Raw genomic sequence first — 18777 nt, forward strand, 5'->3', positions numbered from 1 at the left:
TCATTTCATCTATTTAACGTTTAATGACATGAAAAAAATTCTATTTTGCGAAAAAGTATACTCAAGATGGCTGATTCTACTTATAGATCAACTTATTGTAACAATCTCTCTTGCTGCATCATTACTTGTAATTCAAAAAGAGGATTTAAACGAAGTATTTAGCAACAGCTTTCTTCTGTATGTGGGTATTTACAATTTAATCACTATCGGGGTTTTTGTAAGTATGCGAATACATACCGGAATAATTAGATACTCTAGTGTTGATGATATTTTCCGCGTATTCAAGGCCGTACTATTGGCTAGTTTAGTGTTTGAAGCAGTGACCTATCTATTTTTATCTGCTTATTTTGAATTTAATAATAAGTGGTTTATTCCAATGTTAATTATAAACTTCTTTATTTCCGCTTCTATGCTTATTGCACTTAGGATAGGCGTAAAGCAGTTGTTTCATTACCTAAAAGATCTTGAAGTTGTAGCCAATGAGGTTCTTTTAATCTATGGAGCGGATAGGGCATCGCTATTAATTAAGCAAGGACTAGACTCCTCTTCAGAAAGAAATTTTGTGATACTGGGCTTTATAGATGATAATCCCGATCGTAGGAATAAACATATAGAACAAAAAAGGGTATATGGCTCTGATGCTATCCAAGACTTAAAAAACAAGTATGGCGTAGAGAAAATGATCGTTGCCGAAGACTGCTTGGATATTGATGGAAGAAAGGCTGCGATAGAAAGATGTATGGAATGTGGAATAAGAATTATATCTGTCCCGGCTTCAAATCATTGGTTGAAAGGAAAATTGAAATTAAGCCAACTTCCTGATTTGAGAATTGAGGATTTGTTGCAAAGGGATCCGATTAATATGGAAGGAGAAAATATTAAGTCAGAACTTAAAGGTAAGAGAATTTTGATTACTGGTGCTGCCGGATCTATAGGCTCGGAGATTGTTCGTCAGGTCTTAAAATGCAATCCGCAACTATTGATTTTATGTGATCAGGCAGAGACGCCACTACATGAAATGCAGTTAGAAATTGAAGATACTTTTAAGAGTAATGTTTGTGAATTGTTTATAGTAAATATTCAAAACTACGGAAGACTCAAAAACTTGTTCGAGACTTATAGGCCTGAAATAATATTTCACGCAGCAGCTTTAAAGCATGTACCGATGATGGAGCATAATCCTTCTGAAGCAATTTTAACTAATGTGATGGGTACTAAAAATCTCGCAGATCTGGCAATTGATTATGATGTTGAAAAATTTATCATGATATCAACTGATAAGGCTGTTAAACCAACGAATGTTATGGGCGCATCAAAAAGAATCGCAGAAATCTATATTCAGTCGTTACAAAATTATCAAAATGATGTAGTTCATAGAACAAGATTTATTACGACCAGATTTGGAAATGTACTGGGGTCAAATGGGTCAGTTGTTCCACGGTTTAGGTCGCAAATTGAGGCAGGAGGTCCCGTTACTGTTACTGATCCAAACATTACCAGATATTTTATGACCATTCCAGAAGCAGTGCAATTAGTGCTGGAGGCCTCTGTAATGGGCAAAGGAGGGGAGATATTTATTTTTGATATGGGCGAGCCAATCAAAATTCTGAATTTGGCCATAAATATGATCAAGTTAGCTGGGTTTGTGCCTTACACTGATATTAAAATTTGTTTTACCGGATTAAGACCTGGTGAAAAGCTGTATGAAGAGTTGTTAAATAAAACCGAAAAGGTACTTCCAACTTATCATGAAAAAATTAAAATATCAAATGTAATTTATTACCCATACGACTATGTACAACGAAAAATAGAAGAGTTACTAACATTGAATCGCTTAAATGATGACCAAAAAGTGGTTCGAAAAATGAAGGAGATTGTTCCTGAATATGTAAGTACGAATGTTAACTATCAAAGTATTGAAGTCGTAAATGTGGAAACTGGGGATCTAATGGATGTTAGTGTTGAACCAGGAGTGAGCTAAGATTACTGCTTTTTATATCTATATGTCTACCTAAGAAATATTGAAATAATAAAAGCAAATTATATGGGATCAAGTTTTAAAGAAATTTCCGTTATGCAAGTTTGTGCGGAAATTAGTTTATGGTCTTATTGGGACATAGACTTGGTATGTCGTTTTGCAAATAATGAATTTTTTAAATGGTGTGGTAAAACTCCTGAGGAATTGTTAGGCATAATTAGCTTAAGGGTTTTGTTTAATGGTCACTTTCATGAATACCACCTGCCATACGTGAATAAGGTCCTAGAAGGTCATTTGCAAAAGTATAATTCAGAAATTAAGATGATAAATGGCCAAAAATGTCCGGTAACTATAATTTACTATCCTGATATAGAAAATGGAAATGTAGTCGGTTTTTTCGCAAATATCTATAATAAAAACTTATCTGGTTCAGAAGATGAAAAATTCTTAACTGATCAATTTCATATGAATCAGGAAACAATTTTGAGCCATGATACCGCCGGTAACAAGAGCCATCAAATTGCAGATTATCTGGGCACGTTAATCTTATCTGGTTTTCCTAAGATTGAGCATCTATCCATTTTACATAATATTTCTGCGTCAAAATTAATGCGCGACTTTAAAACTACCTACCAGACGAGCCCTTACCTATATTTCAGACGATTACAGATGGAGTTTGCTGAACAATATATTAGCAGAACAGGCTGCAGTAAAAAGCAAATGGCATTTATGCTTGGTTTTTCAAATCCTGCAAACTATACGCTTTGTTATAATCGCTATAAAAAGAGTAAAGTTGAAAAAACAGGGAAAAGAGCTTTGGTGACTGATATTGATGAAAAGAACAAAATTCTGATAACTCAATTTCCTTTACCTGTTGCAATGTTTGATCTGGAAATGAATTATTTATTGGCATCGAAACAATGGATGAAAGAATTTGATTTTCAGGGGAGCACTCTGGTTGGGTTGAATTTTCTTGATGCATTTACAGAAAACAGTCCTGATCTTATCACATTTAAAAAGAAAATGAATAATGGAAAAATAGAGGATTGTGTGGGGACTTATTACTTTATAAACAATGGACATCGGTTAAAGTGTATGGTGAATCTTTGGCATAATGAAAACATGGAAGTAAGTGGGGTTATTATATATATTACTTGATTATAAAAAGTTTGGTCATTAAAAGTAAGTTTATGACAATGAGTAGGTTCACGTATTTCTTTCTGTTAAATATCTTTGACTGTAAGATTTTTAGAACCTTTATTTTGATGCTCAGACTCACTAGAACTTTCCAGATTTAAACTTTAAAAGCTACTACATTAAAAACGTCCCTAACGTTTGATTTGATAACTATTTAATTATTGAGGTTATGGAACATAACGCCGGTGAGATTGTTGAACTAGCTGTTCGACGACAAAATGTAAATATTAGTGAACTATCCAGACGTTTACAGGTAAATAGACGGACCCTGTACAATTGGTTTAGACAAAAAAAACTTCATACGGACGTGATCTTTGAGATCGGAAAAGTCATAAATTATGATTTTACACATGATTTTGAAGGAGAACTGAGTGGTTTTGGTTTTAAAGAAGATTTAATCCAGTATAAAAATGAGGGACAGTCAGATCATACCAATTCAGTATATTACTGGATGGAAAAATATATTGCCTTATTAGAGGATTATAAAAAATTAGTAAGAAAAAGCTCTTTGTCGTAAGCAAAGGGCTTTTTTTATTTTAATTTATGGGCCGTTTCCATATATTCTTATCGGGATAATCAATAATCATGTGGTGATATTTAGGTGTCTTAGCCTAATCCTTTTGATTATTAGCAAACATTCTTAAAAATTGGCTTTTCCTTATTAACCCAAGCCTCAGTCTTTTTTAGCTTTTAAGGAACCTCTTTCTCCTTTTCAAATTAAAACAAAATTATCCTTCTCCGGCTCGGCAGTTTTGAGTTAGGGTATTTGGTTTTTATACCGCTTTAGATTAAGACAAATAAATATATAGATCTCTATGCAAGCGTTATTTTGATAAAAAAGTTCTAAATTGCACAAGAAATTCAGATTGATGAAAACATACATTTTACTAATATTGTTTGGTTTGACCTTTAGTACCTTGGCAAATGCTCAAAAAAAGATTCCAACTGCTCAGGAATTAACAGTTAAAAATATAGATGAATTGAACGAACGGTTGGCACTAAGTCCTACTCAGAAAAGTGTAATCTATAACTATGTATTTGATATGTACAGACAGCAGCTTGAGCTTGTGAAAAAGCAACAGGCAGGTACCTCTAAGGAAGATGATGTAACAAAATTCTATAAGTTTCAGAATGAAACAAATGATAACATCAAAAATATATTAAAGGGAGATCAGATAGCCGAATTTGATAAGTTACAGGAGGAACGTTTAAACGGAGATAATAAGAAGAAAAAGGGAAAGAAGGGAAAAAATAAGGAAGATGAAACTGTAACTGGTATTTCTGGACTTAAATTACAGAATTAATACCTTCTAAAATATTTATTTGTTATTTTAGTTAAATTTTTGTGCTATAATGAAATAATTAGCAGCTTAACCAAGCCTTCATGCGATTTTTTGCTTTAATCCTGTTATTGTCACTTTCTTTGTCTTCAGTTGCAAATGAAGGTGTTATCCAGCTTGATAAGCAGAGTTATCAGAATATAGGCAAGAAACTGATATATCTGGAAGATAAGACCGGTGAACTTACTTTAAATGAGGTTAAGAAGCTATATCAGGCAGATAAGTTTAAACAATCTAAAGATGATATTCTTAATTTTGGGAATAGTAAATCGACTTTCTGGATAAGAATACTTTACCAAAACACTACTGGTTCAGGTAGTTTTCTTGTAGTAGATGTTCCAAATCTGGAAATTGTTGAATGTTATACTACTGGCATTAATGGAAAAGCACAGGTAATAAAGTCTGGTAGCCTTAGCAATGAAATTGAAGGCGTAATTGCGAAAAATAATTTTATATTTTCTTTATCGAAACCAGATCAGGCAAACGATTTGAATGAGGTATATCTTCGCATTAAAACAAATAATTTCATGCTTGTACCAATTAAGCTTATAAGTCATGAAGTTTATATAGCAGGTTCTGCTTTAAAGCAGCATATTGAATCTATTTACATAGGAGTGCTTATTACTCTTCTATTATTAAATATCTTCCTGTATATAAGTTTGCATGAAAAGATGTATCTTTTTTATGGATTATATCTTCTCGCTGGCTTTGTTTATTTAGTGTTATATTTAAGGGGATATGCTTATTTGTTCGAATATGATTTCAGAATAATAATATATAAGTACCCACATTTCTTTCTGGCGCTATCATCTATGGCGGGTATTTTGTTTTCATGGAAATTTCTGAATCTAGATGCTTTGTTACCCCGTGTTAAACCGGTGTACTATTTTATGATGAGTTTTGCATTGGCGCTAATGATTGTGAGTTTATTGGGTTACAAAAGTACAGCAGCCTCCATGATACGATACACTACTCTTTTTATCTCATTAGGTTTAGGGGCAGTAGGTATAGTATCATGGAATAAAGGGCATCGTCCTGCTAAATTTTATATTGTTGCGTGGCTTTTTAGGGTAAGTGGTATAGTTCTGATTAACTTAAATCTATTTGGTATACTCGAATTAAGAGACTATACCTTTGAGATTTTTCCGATTACGACAACTATAGAAATGTTATTGTTAGCATTTGCATTAGGAGATAGGTATAGTATGTTAATTAGCAGTGAAAGAGAGGCAAGGGAAGGACTCATGGAACTTGTCCAAACTCAGAACCAACGATTGGAACATGTTGTGGAAGAACGAACATTAAAATTGAGTGAGACAATTGTTGAGCTTGAATCATCAAATAGGGTAAAAGATAAATTGTTTTCTATTGTGGCTCATGATCTGCGAACACCTTTTAATAGTTTAATAAGCATATTTTCTTTGAAAGATATGGGAATGTTAAACTTTGAAGAACTCAAAATGTTGCTTAATGCGAATCGAAAGAATATAGATCAGATGCGGCTTACACTTGATAACTTATTATTTTGGGCGAAAGACCAAATGAATCAGGTAAGTGTGCAATTTACAGAATTCGATCTAAAGAAACTTTCCGAAGTTTTAATGCTGGTGTATGAGCCCATAGCACAGTCGAAAAATATTAGATTGGAACTTAATGCAAACGAAGGAAGTATGGTGTATGCTGATGAGAATCAGGTAAAGCTTATTTTAAGAAATTTGATAGACAATGCAGTTAAGTTTTCGCCGGAGGATAATACAATTTCAATTAACCTGGAAAGACAACCCAAGGGGCTTAGGGTTGCAGTTCATAATGTGGTTTTAAATCCGGCTGCTGTAAAAAGTGCATTAGAAGGTGGAGAAAAGGACAGGCGAAGGTCAGATGTAGCCGGTGCTGCCAATGAATCGGGAACTGGATTGGGCCTGCAGTTATGTAGGGAATATATGAAAGCAAATGGGAGCCAACTACAACAGAACATTATAGGGAATGAAGTTGAATTATACTTTTTTTTAAAGGATAATTCAAGTAACCCTGCTGCTTAATGCCGGTGAAGTATGGTATTTTTTTCGCATATAGTTGTTCATTTACCTCATAAATCTTCACTAAAAAACAATAATAAGACCAAACACCTTCATTCTCAGTAAAGAGAAGGCTCTTTCTTTGTTTTTTATTTATTTGGTACTATTACTGACATACGCTTACGAATAACATATACCATGAAAAAACATCAAAGACGTATAAAGTCTCGGTTCTTAAATGTTAATGTAGATTTGGAAGAATATAAAGAACAAGTACGATCAGTTAAACTAGCTATTGCTATTAAGAATGTATTAGAGTTAAGAAAGATCTCTGTAGAAGAATTTGCTGTGATAATGGGAAAAGATAAGTCTACAATCAATAAGTGGTTAAGTGGAACATATTGTTTTAGCCTGAGCACGCTCTATGAAATAACGGAAGGCCTTGGTATTATATAAATAATTATTGCTTTAAAATTTTAGAAGCATTAAATTATTAAATATATCATCAAATTTTTTCATTTGATCGCTATCCCAGATCTTGTGTCTCAAATCAGGCATAACGGTAATTTTATTATAGTAGTTTATCCCCTCAATTAGCTGATTATAATATTTAGTAATGTATTTAGATTTTTTAGAATTCAATAAACTTAACTGAGCGCTGTAATCTTCAAGTTTTACTTCTAAATCTGAAAAGAAATTTTCTAAATCTTTTTTCAGATAATCTACATAAAGTCCAAGTTCTTTAATAAAAATATTAGGCCTGTTGATTCCCTTTAACAAGTTATTTCGTCCGTAAATATGTCCAACCATTTCAGCCAAACTATATTGCTTAGAAAAATAGGCGATATTAGGTCCTGGACAGATACTCACAGCTTTATTCTCTTTGGGTTTTAGAATATTCAATTTTAAGAAGTTTGAAGAACACAAACCTTCGCACAAACAGGTTTTTTCAGTAATGGAATCAATCTTTTTCTTTAATATCTTAGACTCAAGACCTAGATTTTTTAGCTGTTCTATTTTGAGTCGTTGATATTGTCTGGAAGCTGTACATATAGGCTCTGTGGTAAATTCAACATTGCTGCAGAGATACTTTTTTGTACATGGACTTCCAGGACGCCCTTTGGCAATTCTTTCTATTCTTTGAAGTTCTGCAGAACTCTTCTTGAAATTGTTAAAGGGAACTCCCAAGGGAGAAGCGTTGCTCAGATAGAAGTCGCTTTCCTGGGAATTGGCTAGGTCATCCAAAGTATGCTCATCTACATTTGTTGCCTCAGGTACTAGAAGAAATGGGCTTCCCCAGCCTGCTGCATCTAGCTCGTAATAATTAATTAAGAACTGATGTTCTTCGGCCGTGCCTATTCCTCCCTGAAATGTAACTCTTTGCTGAGGTTTCCAGTTCATATCAAAATAGATACTTTTACTTTTAAGTGCATTTAGATAAATCTGAAACAATTCTGCAAACAATTCCAATCGATTTTCTTTAAATTCCTGAAGTATTGGTCCCATAAGTAATCCATCAGTAGCGAAAGCATGTCCTCCGCAATTTAAACCAGATTCAATACGAAATTCTGATACCCAAAGACCTTTTTTTGCAAGTACCTTCGCTTGGACGATGGCCGAACGATAGTCGCTAACTTTTAATATTATTTTTTTTGTAAAGTGACCTTCTGCATTTGGGAAAAAATCAATAAAAGTCTCCATATAAGCATACAATCTTTGATTTAAACCCGCCGATATAATAACAGATGAATTAAGGTTACTATTTGCAAAACCACGTAATGCTGCTAAGGCGTCAGTATTTTCATCGCCTGTATAAATACCATTATGATGATTTGCTTTATCTACTTTTGACATTATGTTTACGTCAATATTTCCTGCAACAATACTTTTTTTCAGGTAATTCTGAATTTTCTTCTTTTCATCTCCCTGAGGCAATTGCTTCATGTGAATGAATTTTGATTTTAGAATAGAATTTTCAGGTAACAGCTCAAAGTATTTATTTAGATCGTTCTGATTTTCAAAATCCTGAGTTTTAATTTCAATTACCTGTTTATTAACTAATCCATTTAACAGATTTAAATATCTTGTAATCCTTAAGGCACGGCTGTTGGGTACTTCCTTAGGTATAGAATTATAAACTTCACCATTTCTATCAGCATGGTATTTCCTCATTCGTTCGATAAGTTCATCATCTACAATAGAGACAACGGATGATATACCATATTTGGCAACTTTTAATGGAGTATCAATTGAATAACCTAATCCAAGTACAGGAATGTGAAAAGTGTGTTGCATAAGTAACTGTTTTATTTAGCAAAGAGAATTATATTAGCATTTGCAAAATATGACCATGGTCACTAAATAAGATGATTTTGGTGGTATTGAGCTGTATCGCGTTTTATTACATTTGTATAAAGAGAAACTATGGATGGAGGTAAGTTGCTTAAGGCAATTATTGAAACTGCAATTGATGGAATTCTTACTATTGATGACCGAGGTATTGTAGAAAGTCTAAACCCTGCTGCATTAAAGCTTTTTGGCTATGCTGCTGAGGAAGTCATTGGAAATAACATCTCGATGTTAATGCCTGAGCCAGACAGAAGTGGGCATGATGGATATCTTCATCGTTATCAAAGCACGGGTGAAAAGCGAATTATTGGTAAGGGAAGAGAGGTTAAAGGTTTACGTAAAGATGGTACTACATTTCCTTTTCGCTTAGCAGTGAGTGAAGTTCATTATGATCATCGAACTATTTATACAGGATTTATTCATGATCTTTCGAAAGAAAAAGAAGCTGAACAGCGTTTAAAGGAACATGCAGCAGAATTGGAAAATTTGGTTAACGATCGGACAAAGTCTTTAAAAGAATTGGTTCAGGCATTGAGTATGGCTAAAGAAGAAGTAAGTATTTCCTTAGTTAAAGAAAAGGAATTGAATCAGCTGAAAAGTCGTTTTGTTTCAATGGCTTCACATGAATTTAGGACTCCCTTAAGTTCCATTCAATTGTCTTCAGTTCTTATTGAAAAATATGCTGCGCCATATGATAATGATAATATAAGAAAGCATGTAAGTAAAATCAAAAATGCTGTTGGAAATTTGACAACTATATTGAATGATTTTCTTTCATTGGAACGCCTGGAGGCTGGCAATGTTGAACCTTCTTTTCAATTATTTGATCTGGTAAAACTATCTGAAGAAATAACAGAAGAGATGCAAATGATAGCCAAAGAAGAACAAAATATAATTTATCAGCATACAGGTTTGGAAAGTATGGTTTATCTTGACCAAAATCTTCTTAAAAACTGTATGATCAATTTAATATCGAATGCAATTAAATATTCAGGGGAACATACTTTTATTGAATTTAATACTGAGATTACTGATAACCAATGCATAGTCACCATTAATGACAATGGAATCGGAATCCCTGAATTAGATCAGAAGGAACTTTTTCAACCTTTTTTCAGAGCAAATAATACAGGGAATATTCCGGGGACAGGTTTAGGTTTAAATATTGTGCTGAGATATGCAACTTTGATGAAGGGATTTGTAGGTTTTACAAGTACGCTTAATAAGGGAACAAAATTTACATTGTCGTTTAATAAACAGAATTGATGAAGAAGATACGGATACTTATTATTGAAGATAATAACGACATCAGGGAAAGTACTGCAGAGATTTTGATGCTTGGAAATTATGAAGTATTTCAGGCTGAAAATGGTAAAAATGGAGTTGAATTAGCAACACAGTACCTGCCAGATGTGATTTTGTGTGATATCATGATGCCAGAACTTGATGGTTATGGTGTTTTACACCTTTTGGGTAAAAAGACTGAAACCGCTGCTATACCATTTGTTTTTTTAACAGCAAAAACTGAGCGAATTGATATAAGAAAAGGCATGGAAATGGGTGCTGATGATTATTTAACTAAACCATTTGATGATGTTGAACTTTTAAATGCTATTGAGACCAGGCTAAAGAAAAGGGAGCTGCAAAAAAGTTTATATAGTGAGTCGCTTGATAAATTAGATAACCTTTTAAACAACAACAAGGGACTTGAAGAACTTACAAAAGTAATTTCTGAGAGAAAAGTAAGGCAAATAAAAAAAAGGCAGGTTATTTATTATGAAGGAGATACGGTAAATGGTATTTATCTTGTAATTACAGGGAGGGTTAAAACTTTTAAGGTTGCCAATGATGGAAGAGAATTATTAACTGGGATCTATAAACCCGATGAGTATTTTGGTGTAGCTGCATTGCTTGCAAATGAAAATTATCATGAAACAAGTGAGGCCATGGAGGATACATCGTTATGCTTGTTGCCAAAAGATTTGTTAGAACCTTTATTAAATAAATACCCTTCAGTTGCAAGTCGGTTTATTAAGCTTTTGGCGAATAATGTATTAGATAAGGAAGAACAGTTGATCCAACTGGCGTATCATTCTGTGAGAAAGCGGATGGCAGATGTATTGATACGTTTAATTAGCAATCAAGAGCTTACTTCTGGTGCTTCTTTATTAACTATATCCAGAGATAATTTAGCTGCTATGGCTGGAATGGCAACCGAGACTGTTAGTCGGATTTTAAGCGACTTTAAGGACGAGGAACTGATTGAACGAAAAGGAAGCCAGATCTTAATTCTTGACCATTCAAGACTTCAGAATATGAAAAACTGACGAAGATCACTAAATTGAGGTGATCAATCTCATTCTTTAAAAGGGTAGCACCGTTTAATTTTGATAGATAAATTCAAAAGAATGAGAGTTATAGCATATAGTATTAAATCGACAGAAAAGGAGCCCCTGGCGATAGCTAATCACAAAAAGCATGAAATTACGCTGATATCCAATTCATTGTCGGTAGAAACTATATTTTACGCAGAAGGAAAGGATGCTGTAATTGTTTTTACAGATGATGATGTATCGGCTAAGGTAATTAATAAGTTAGCTGATTTTGGTATTAAATATATTGCTACCAGATCAATTGATAGCTCACATATAGATAGGCAAGAAGCAGATAAACAAAATATTAAGATCTCAAGCGTTCCTGCGTTAGCTTTAAGCGGCGTTGATGAAACTGAAATTCCTATGGTGCTCGCTATGGAAACTATCAATAATCTAGATAGGTGGGAAGGCAGGAAGTGTTTAGGCGATGCGTGTATATGTTCCAGAGCCTGCGATGAAAGAAGTAACCACAAGGCTAATCTAAAAATCAGGGTGAATGATAAATAGAAGCATAAACAACGACGATAAGTATCGTGTTGCTGCTCCAAGATATACAAGTTATCCAACTGTGCCATTTTGGAATTTAGAAGAGTTTAATAAAAATAAGTGGCTAAATAATCTTATTGATACCTCCGATAAAGGTAAGGAGGGGCTCAGTTTGTATGTGCACTTACCATACTGTGAAAGTTTATGTACCTATTGTGGATGTAATACAAGGATTACTAAAAATCATGGTGTTGAAATCCCCTATATTAATGCCGTTTTAAAAGAATGGGAAATATATCGTGCTCATCTTGGTTTCAAGCCTCAAATTAAAGAAATACATCTTGGTGGTGGAACACCGACCTTCTTTAGCCCTCAGAACCTGGAATTACTAATTAATGGCCTTATTGGATCATCATCCCTACACAAGGATGCTGCTTTTAGTATTGAAGGTCATCCTAATAATACAACCGAGGAACATCTGATTCTTCTATATGAATTAGGATTTAGGCGATTAAGTCTGGGTATTCAGGATTTTGATAAAAAGGTACAGGTTATAATTAATAGAATTCAAACTTATAAATCAGTTGAACTAATAACAAAGAAAGCAAGAGAGATTGGTTATCAATCAATTAATTATGATTTGATTTATGGGTTGCCACTTCAAACGGTAAATGGTTTAAGTAAAACAATCGAGTCGGTGCTAAAATTAAAACCAGATAGAATTGCTTTTTACAGCTATGCTCATGTTCCATGGATAAAACCCGGTCAGCGTAAATATACGGAGAATGAATTACCGTCTGCTGAAATGAAAAAGAACTTATATGAGATGGGAAGACGCTTACTTACAGCTGGTGAATATTTAGAGATAGGTATGGATCATTTTGTATTAAAAACCGACAGTTTATACTATGCTGAATTAAATGGTAAACTGCATAGAAATTTTATGGGCTATACTGAACAATTTAGTCGTGTTTTAATTGGGTTGGGTGTTTCATCTATAAGTGATTGCTGGACTGCATTTGCTCAGAATGTAAAAAATGTTGAAGAATATATTCGTATCGTCGGCGCTGGAGAGTTACCAATAACAAAGGGACACATTTTAAATGATAAGGATCTTGTAATTCGAAAGCATATTTTGAATTTAATGTGTAAAGGATATACATCATGGAAGAATCCTGAAGAAATGAATGAAAATGTAACGCAAAGTATTGAAAGAGTTAAATGGCTTGCTCAAGACGGCCTGGTATTGCTTTCAGAACATGATGTTCGTGTTACCGAATATGGGAAGAGATTTTTAAGAAACATATGTATGGCTTTTGATGCGAGACTTTGGGAAAATGTGCCAAATGAGCAGCTATTTAGTGTAGCAGATTAATCAAGCTTTACTTATCTGCATTCCATTAGACTGGAATTAGGTGCTTGTGGACTTAAATAGGGGATGTTTAGTTCAAATCCCCTTAATAAAAACCAAAACCCGAGAATCAGCATGATATAGGGGACTATCTTATTGAGGGTATTTCTAAAAGTAAAGCCTGAGAAACCAACAATAATTGCTGCGCTTAACATTAGTGGCACCGTACCAACACCAAACCAGAACATGTAAATGATACCTTGTTTAATACTTCCTGTATTTAATGCTCCTGCCAAGGCGAGGTAAACGAAACCACAAGGCAGTAGCCCATTTATTATTCCAATTATCAGATGATTTAATTTATGCTTAAAAGCATAACTAAATACTTTGTTAAAAGGGCTTAATATTTTTAATGGAGTTCCTTTAATGACTGAGAATTTAAATAATCTTGAAAATGCTGCAAGTATAATTAAAGCACCGGTAAGTATGCTGATACCTTGTTGAAGTCCAGCCTGCCATATTTGTTTCCCCATTAAACCAACCAAAGCACCTAAAAAACAGTAGGAAATAATACGGCCGAATTGATAAATCAATTTATTCCAAAGTAAATGACCCCATCCTGAGTGTTTAAATGGAACAGCAAATGCTAATGGTCCACACATGCCAATGCAGTGAACAGAGCCAAGTAATCCAATAAAAAATGCTAACTTTTCATTACTCATGGTATTAAAATTTCCTGTTCATTTAAATAAGCACCACCACTGCTATTCTTCCATTGTAAAATAAATTTCCATTGTCCTTTTGCTAAACCATGGGATCTTAGCACTAAGGTTTTATTGTTGCCAGTATTGAAATCCATATGCCTATCCATACTCTTTTTTGCCATGCGAATTATTCTTAATGATCCTGAAGCCTCAGTTTTAAATGTTATGTGTATGTCCTGACCTAATAATTGTATTGTTGGCAAGGCATTATCTTTTATTACTTGTTCTTTTTGTAAGTACTCTTTGTCGTATTTTAATCCTTTTTCATAGTAGTTAGTATCAATAAGCGCATCGGTTTCACTACGCATCATGATAATGCCTAGTATTACTATAAATACGATAAATGATAACATTCCAATTATTAATTTGGTACCCCAATTCATAGTGGTTAATTGTTTGAAGGTGCTATAAATGTAGTTTCAAACCTGTCTACTATTTTTCCTTTAAAGAGCAGCTTAAAACTAATTTTACTTTTATATTCTTTTATTGTTTTTAGTGGCATAATTACAAAGAAGGTTACTTTAACACTACTGCCATACGCTATCATATTAGATTTCTGGATATACTGAATCTGCGCATTTTTATCGTCGGGTATTATTTCAAATTCAATAGCCTTACCTGTTTTGTTTACCATTTCTGCGGTATATAAGTTGCTTACTGTTTGGTTTTTATCTCTAATTTGATAAAGTGTGCCGCTTGCTCGTAAAATGGTTGTTTGTACATCAGTACGCCTTATAATCAGAAATGAGAGTATAATAGTCAGAATGACCAGTATAGCGCTATAACCATATATCCTTTTGCTGATCTTAAAGCCTGTTTTATCCTTAATCTCTGTTTCAGATTTAAAACCAATAAGTCTTAAGGGCCGGTTAATTTTTACCATCACCATATCACAGGCATCTATACATGCAGTGCAATTAACACACTCCAGTTGAGTACCATTTCTTATATCTATTCCTGTAGGACAAACCTGAACGCATAATTTGCAATCAATACAATCACCCCCAGACTGAATATTTTCCTCCTTATTTATCTTTTTTCTGGGTTCACCACGTTCATAATCATAAGCAACAATAATACTTTGGTTATCTAGTAAAACTCCTTGCAATCTACCATATGGGCACACAACAGTACAAACCAACTCTCTCATTCTCGAAAACACGAGGTAAAATATAAGTGAAAAGACCCATATTGATATAAATCCTGAAAGATGATTTTTAATGGGTTCAATAATGATACTAATGAGTTTATCAGAGCCGATCAGGTAAGCAAGAAAATTATTTGAGATCAGGAATGAAATACAGAAAAAAATAGAATGCTTCAGTGTTTTTTTTAGTAACTTATTAAAACTTAATGGAGCCGCATCTAATTTTTTCTGTTGATTGTGATCTCCCTCAATCCAGTTTTCAATTTTTCTGAATACCATTTCCAAAAAGATAGTTTGAGGGCATGCCCAGCCACAGAATACTCTTCCAAATATTACGGTAAATAATACAATAAAAATTATAAAAATTAGAAGAGCTAACGCAAAGAGATAAAAATCCTGTGGCCAGAAAACAATTCCAAAAAAGACAAATTTTCTTTCCAATACATTCAGAAGCACCAGTTGCTCTCCATTTAATTTTACAAATGGCGCACTAAAAAGCAGTAGGAGGAAAAAGTAGCTTACCGCAGAGCGGTACTTATATAGTGAGCCCTTTAGTATCCTCGGATAAATCCACTTTCTTTTTGAACCATCATCTGTAAGAGTAGACAACTGGTCTCTGAAATGTGCTGGTGTTTGTGACATTTTTAATCTTGTTTTACACCCTGTGGCCCTTTTGCTCCTGCTGGTTTACTGCCTTTAAGAGATAAAATGTAATTGGCCAGATCAGCAATCTGTTTTGGCTTAAGACTTTTCTCCCACGCTATCATACCTTTGTCGGGAACTCCATATTTAATCGTTTTGAAAATATCCTTAATATTACCACCATGGAGCCAAAACTCATCGGTTAAGTTTGGACCGACTAAACCTTCTGCATGCTCGCCATGACAAGGGGCGCAGGCAGTTTTAAAAAGCCCTGCACCAGCAGTAAGCACACCTGCATCATTTGATTGCACAACATTACTTTCATTTATTTTATTTGCAGAGCTACCTGGTTTTTGCAGAAATGCTATTTTAGCATCTTCAGCCTGTCTTAATTCTATTGAATATTCTTCCTCCTGCAGGATACCTACCCCAAATACGTGGTAACTTAACAGGTAAACAACAGCAAAAATAATAGTTCCATAAAACAGCACCATAAACCAGGCGGGAGTAGGATTATCCAATTCTGCAATTCCATCAAATTGATGTTCCATAACCATATCCTTTTCTTCAGCTATTGGCCTCAAACCCATGATTTTTGACCAAATTGATGTTTTTTTTGGCTTTGCTGCTTCGATAGCCTCAGTCTCAAGACGTTTTAGCCTCTTTTCTTCAGGTGTTTTAAATTCAGTAGGATTTAGGCTTTCGTTTACGTATACTTTTATAACCTTTAAAAGCAGAATTGAGACTGCAAGGAGCAATACTGCAGTAATCAGTAAAGCCCAAATAAATAGATCTGTCATTGTGCATCGTCATTTAAGGGTAATTCACTCATGTACTTAATTTTGTCCTTTTTCATTATCAAAAGCAAGGCTGCCACCATAATGAAAAATAATAGGAATATGCCAAGTGAGGTTATTAAATATACCTGGCTACCATCTACCTGATTTAAAAATTGTTTAAACATTTTAGGTCTATTTAGCTTTAATGTCCACGCCTAATCTTTGCAGATAGGCAATAATTGCAATAATTTCTTTGTCGCTTTGGACCCGCACATTACTCTTGCGCAAGTCTGCAGCTATCTCCTTTGCCTGATTGTTAAGGTGATTGTTCGCTTTATGTTCAAATCCAAGTTCATATGGAACCCCAAGTGTACGCATTGCATTAATCTTTGCAATAGTGGTAGTTGTATCCAATTTTTGGTTAATCAACCATTCATAAGGAGGCATAATGCTACCCGGAGACATGGTTTGAGGATCTAGTAAATGATTGAAGTGCCAAGCATTTGAATATTTATCACCTTCTCTTGCTAAGTCAGGGCCAATACGTTTAGAACCCCATAGAAATGGGTGATCATATACGAATTCTCCCGCCTTACTATATTCCCCGTATCTTTCTGTTTCCGACCTGAAAGGGCGAATCATTTGAGAGTGGCAACTTACACATCCTTCCCTGATATAAAGATCTCTGCCCTGTAATTCCAAAGGAGAATATGGTTTTACACTGCTGATGGTTGGAATATTAGATTTTATTGTAAATGTTGGCATCATCTCAATCATTCCCCCAATTAAGATTACTATTAAAGAAAGTACCATAAATACCATAGGTTTTCGCTCAAGTGCTCTGTGGAGTTTTTTGTCAGTACCTAATGGCTCGTAAGCTTTTGAAAGCGGAAGCGCTTCGGCAGGCTCATTTGCGAGGAGTTTCCCTGCTTGTACAGTCTTAATAATGTTATAGGTCATTACAATCACACCTATTAAATACATTGCACCACCCACTGCCCTCAATACATACATTGGAATGATCTGTAATACGGTTTCAAGGAAGTTAGGATATTTTAGCATCCCATCTTCAGTAAACTGTTTCCACATCAGCCCCTGTGTAAAGCCGGCAAAGTAAAGTGGCACGGCATAGAAAATGATGCCAAGTGTTCCTATCCAAAAGTGAAATGCTGCAAGCTTTTTGGAATACAAAGGAGTTCTGTATATTCTTGGTATTAACCAGTACAGAATTCCAAAAGTTAAAAAACCATTCCATCCCAATGCACCAACATGTACATGTGCTACAATCCAGTCGGTGTAATGCGCTATAGCGTTAATTTGTTTCAAAGCAAGCATTGGTCCTTCAAAAGTGGCCATGCCATAAGCAGTTAAACCTACCACCATAAATTTCAAAGTAGCATCTTCCCTCACTTTATCCCATGCTCCACGTAAGGTCAGTAAACCATTAATCATACCTCCCCAGCTTGGAGCAATAAGCATGATTGAGAATACGACACCCAATGACTGCGCCCAGGATGGGAGAGAAGTATATAAAAGGTGATGGGGGCCTGCCCAAATGTATATGAATATAAGTGACCAGAAATGTAGAATACTTAGTTTATAGGAATAGACAGGCCTGTTAGCCATTTTAGGAAGAAAATAATACATCATTCCCAAATAAGGGGTGGTCAGAAAGAAGGCCACTGCATTATGGCCATACCACCATTGAACCAAAGCATCCTGAACTCCGGCGTACAAGTAGTAACTTTTAAATATGGATATGGGCAATTGAAACGAATTTACAATATGCAAAACAGCTACTGTAACAAAGGTTGCTATATAAAACCATATAGCTACATACATATGCTGCTCTCTTCTTTTGAAAATGGTACCAAACATGTTTATCCCAAATACAACCCAAATTATGGTTATTGCAATGTCAATTGGCCATTCCAATTCTGCATATTCATGAGAGGATGTAAGACCTAAAGGAAGCGTTATGACCGCAGAAACAATTATAAGCTGCCAGCCCCAAAAGTGGATTTTGCTGAGTATATCACTAAACATTCTGGCTTTTAATAGTCGCTGCAAAGAGTAATAAACACCCATAAAAATAGCATTACCTACGAAAGCAAAAATTACAGCATTTGTATGCAAAGGTCTGATTCGGCCGAATGTAGTATATTGTGAACCCATGTTTAATTCGGGTTTAAAGAGCTGCATAGCAGCAAGAAGCCCTACTGTCATGCCAATTATCCCCCAAACGATGGTGGCTACGGCAAAGTTCCTGACGATCTTATTGTCGTAATAGAATTTTTCAGTCATATTGAAATTATAGTTAACGCTTGTAAAATTACTGCTGTGGTTTATGGCGA

The 18777-nt window shown here is 34.6% G+C and carries 17 protein-coding genes; 10 read left to right on the plus strand and 7 right to left on the minus strand.

Annotated elements, in window-relative coordinates:
- The first annotated feature begins 28 nt into the window (after positions 1 to 28).
- The 6 genes from CPT03_RS06350 to CPT03_RS06375 all read left to right on the plus strand — a co-directional run bounded on the left by CPT03_RS06350 (position 29) and on the right by CPT03_RS06375 (position 6986).
- The gene (locus tag CPT03_RS06350; RefSeq protein ID WP_099438051.1) at positions 29 to 1981 is read left to right on the plus strand and encodes a polysaccharide biosynthesis protein; all 1953 of its coding nucleotides are present in this window, start codon (positions 29 to 31) and stop codon (positions 1979 to 1981) included.
- Between the two features lie 63 nt (positions 1982 to 2044).
- The gene (locus tag CPT03_RS06355) at positions 2045 to 3136 is read left to right on the plus strand and encodes a helix-turn-helix domain-containing protein (RefSeq protein ID WP_099438052.1); all 1092 of its coding nucleotides are present in this window, start codon (positions 2045 to 2047) and stop codon (positions 3134 to 3136) included.
- 208 nt (positions 3137 to 3344) lie between these two features.
- Entirely contained in the window at positions 3345 to 3692 is a 348-nt protein-coding gene (locus CPT03_RS06360; RefSeq protein WP_099438053.1) for a hypothetical protein, read from the plus strand.
- Positions 3693 to 4044: 352 nt separating this feature from the next.
- Positions 4045 to 4479, plus strand: a complete 435-nt coding sequence (locus CPT03_RS06365; RefSeq protein WP_099438054.1) for a hypothetical protein — start codon at positions 4045 to 4047, stop codon at positions 4477 to 4479.
- Positions 4480 to 4559: 80 nt separating this feature from the next.
- Positions 4560 to 6554 (plus strand): sensor histidine kinase, encoded by a 1995-nt coding sequence (locus CPT03_RS06370; RefSeq protein WP_099438055.1) that lies wholly within the window; start codon positions 4560 to 4562, stop codon positions 6552 to 6554.
- A gap of 174 nt (positions 6555 to 6728) precedes the next feature.
- Positions 6729 to 6986, plus strand: a complete 258-nt coding sequence (locus tag CPT03_RS06375; protein WP_099438056.1) for a helix-turn-helix domain-containing protein — start codon at positions 6729 to 6731, stop codon at positions 6984 to 6986.
- Positions 6987 to 6998: 12 nt separating this feature from the next.
- Here CPT03_RS06375 and CPT03_RS06380 read toward each other — a convergent pair whose 3' ends face one another.
- Positions 6999 to 8825, minus strand: a complete 1827-nt coding sequence (locus tag CPT03_RS06380; RefSeq protein ID WP_099438057.1) for a hypothetical protein — start codon at positions 8823 to 8825, stop codon at positions 6999 to 7001.
- Positions 8826 to 8954: 129 nt separating this feature from the next.
- On the opposite strand from CPT03_RS06380, the gene CPT03_RS06385 reads away from it, so the two are divergent.
- From CPT03_RS06385 to hemN, 4 genes are all read left to right on the plus strand, one after another.
- Positions 8955 to 10145, plus strand: coding sequence for a PAS domain-containing sensor histidine kinase (locus CPT03_RS06385; RefSeq protein ID WP_099438058.1), 1191 nt, complete (start codon positions 8955 to 8957; stop codon positions 10143 to 10145).
- Positions 10145 to 11206 carry a response regulator gene (locus CPT03_RS06390; RefSeq protein ID WP_099438059.1) on the plus strand — a complete coding sequence of 354 codons (1062 nt, stop codon included), beginning with the start codon at positions 10145 to 10147 and terminating at the stop codon, positions 11204 to 11206. Before CPT03_RS06385 ends, CPT03_RS06390 begins: the two co-directional genes overlap by 1 nt.
- A gap of 81 nt (positions 11207 to 11287) precedes the next feature.
- The gene (locus CPT03_RS06395; protein ID WP_099438060.1) at positions 11288 to 11761 is read left to right on the plus strand and encodes a lactate dehydrogenase; all 474 of its coding nucleotides are present in this window, start codon (positions 11288 to 11290) and stop codon (positions 11759 to 11761) included.
- The gene (gene hemN / locus CPT03_RS06400; RefSeq protein WP_099438061.1) at positions 11751 to 13115 is read left to right on the plus strand and encodes an oxygen-independent coproporphyrinogen III oxidase; all 1365 of its coding nucleotides are present in this window, start codon (positions 11751 to 11753) and stop codon (positions 13113 to 13115) included. Before CPT03_RS06395 ends, hemN begins: the two co-directional genes overlap by 11 nt.
- An 11-nt stretch (positions 13116 to 13126) precedes the next feature.
- Here hemN and CPT03_RS06405 read toward each other — a convergent pair whose 3' ends face one another.
- From CPT03_RS06405 to ccoN, 6 genes are read right to left on the minus strand one after another with little or no spacing between them, the layout of a single operon-like run.
- Positions 13127 to 13813 (minus strand): sulfite exporter TauE/SafE family protein, encoded by a 687-nt coding sequence (locus tag CPT03_RS06405; RefSeq protein WP_099438062.1) that lies wholly within the window; start codon positions 13811 to 13813, stop codon positions 13127 to 13129.
- Positions 13810 to 14238, minus strand: coding sequence for a FixH family protein (locus CPT03_RS06410; RefSeq protein WP_099438063.1), 429 nt, complete (start codon positions 14236 to 14238; stop codon positions 13810 to 13812). The genes CPT03_RS06405 and CPT03_RS06410 overlap by 4 nt, the downstream gene beginning before the upstream one ends.
- 5 nt (positions 14239 to 14243) lie before the next feature.
- Entirely contained in the window at positions 14244 to 15644 is a 1401-nt protein-coding gene (gene ccoG / locus CPT03_RS06415; protein ID WP_099438064.1) for a cytochrome c oxidase accessory protein CcoG, read from the minus strand.
- Between the two features lie 2 nt (positions 15645 to 15646).
- Positions 15647 to 16444: a cbb3-type cytochrome c oxidase N-terminal domain-containing protein gene (locus CPT03_RS06420; RefSeq protein ID WP_099438065.1), complete on the minus strand. Its 798-nt coding sequence runs from the start codon at positions 16442 to 16444 to the stop codon at positions 15647 to 15649.
- Positions 16441 to 16608: a hypothetical protein gene (locus CPT03_RS22890; protein ID WP_172954144.1), complete on the minus strand. Its 168-nt coding sequence runs from the start codon at positions 16606 to 16608 to the stop codon at positions 16441 to 16443. Before CPT03_RS22890 ends, CPT03_RS06420 begins: the two co-directional genes overlap by 4 nt.
- 7 nt (positions 16609 to 16615) lie before the next feature.
- Positions 16616 to 18727, minus strand: coding sequence for a cytochrome-c oxidase, cbb3-type subunit I (gene ccoN / locus CPT03_RS06425; RefSeq protein WP_099438066.1), 2112 nt, complete (start codon positions 18725 to 18727; stop codon positions 16616 to 16618).
- Positions 18728 to 18777: the final 50 nt, after the last annotated feature.

It is taken from the genome of Pedobacter ginsengisoli, from assembly GCF_002736205.1.
Classification (GTDB): Bacteria; Bacteroidota; Bacteroidia; order Sphingobacteriales; family Sphingobacteriaceae; genus Pedobacter; species Pedobacter ginsengisoli_A.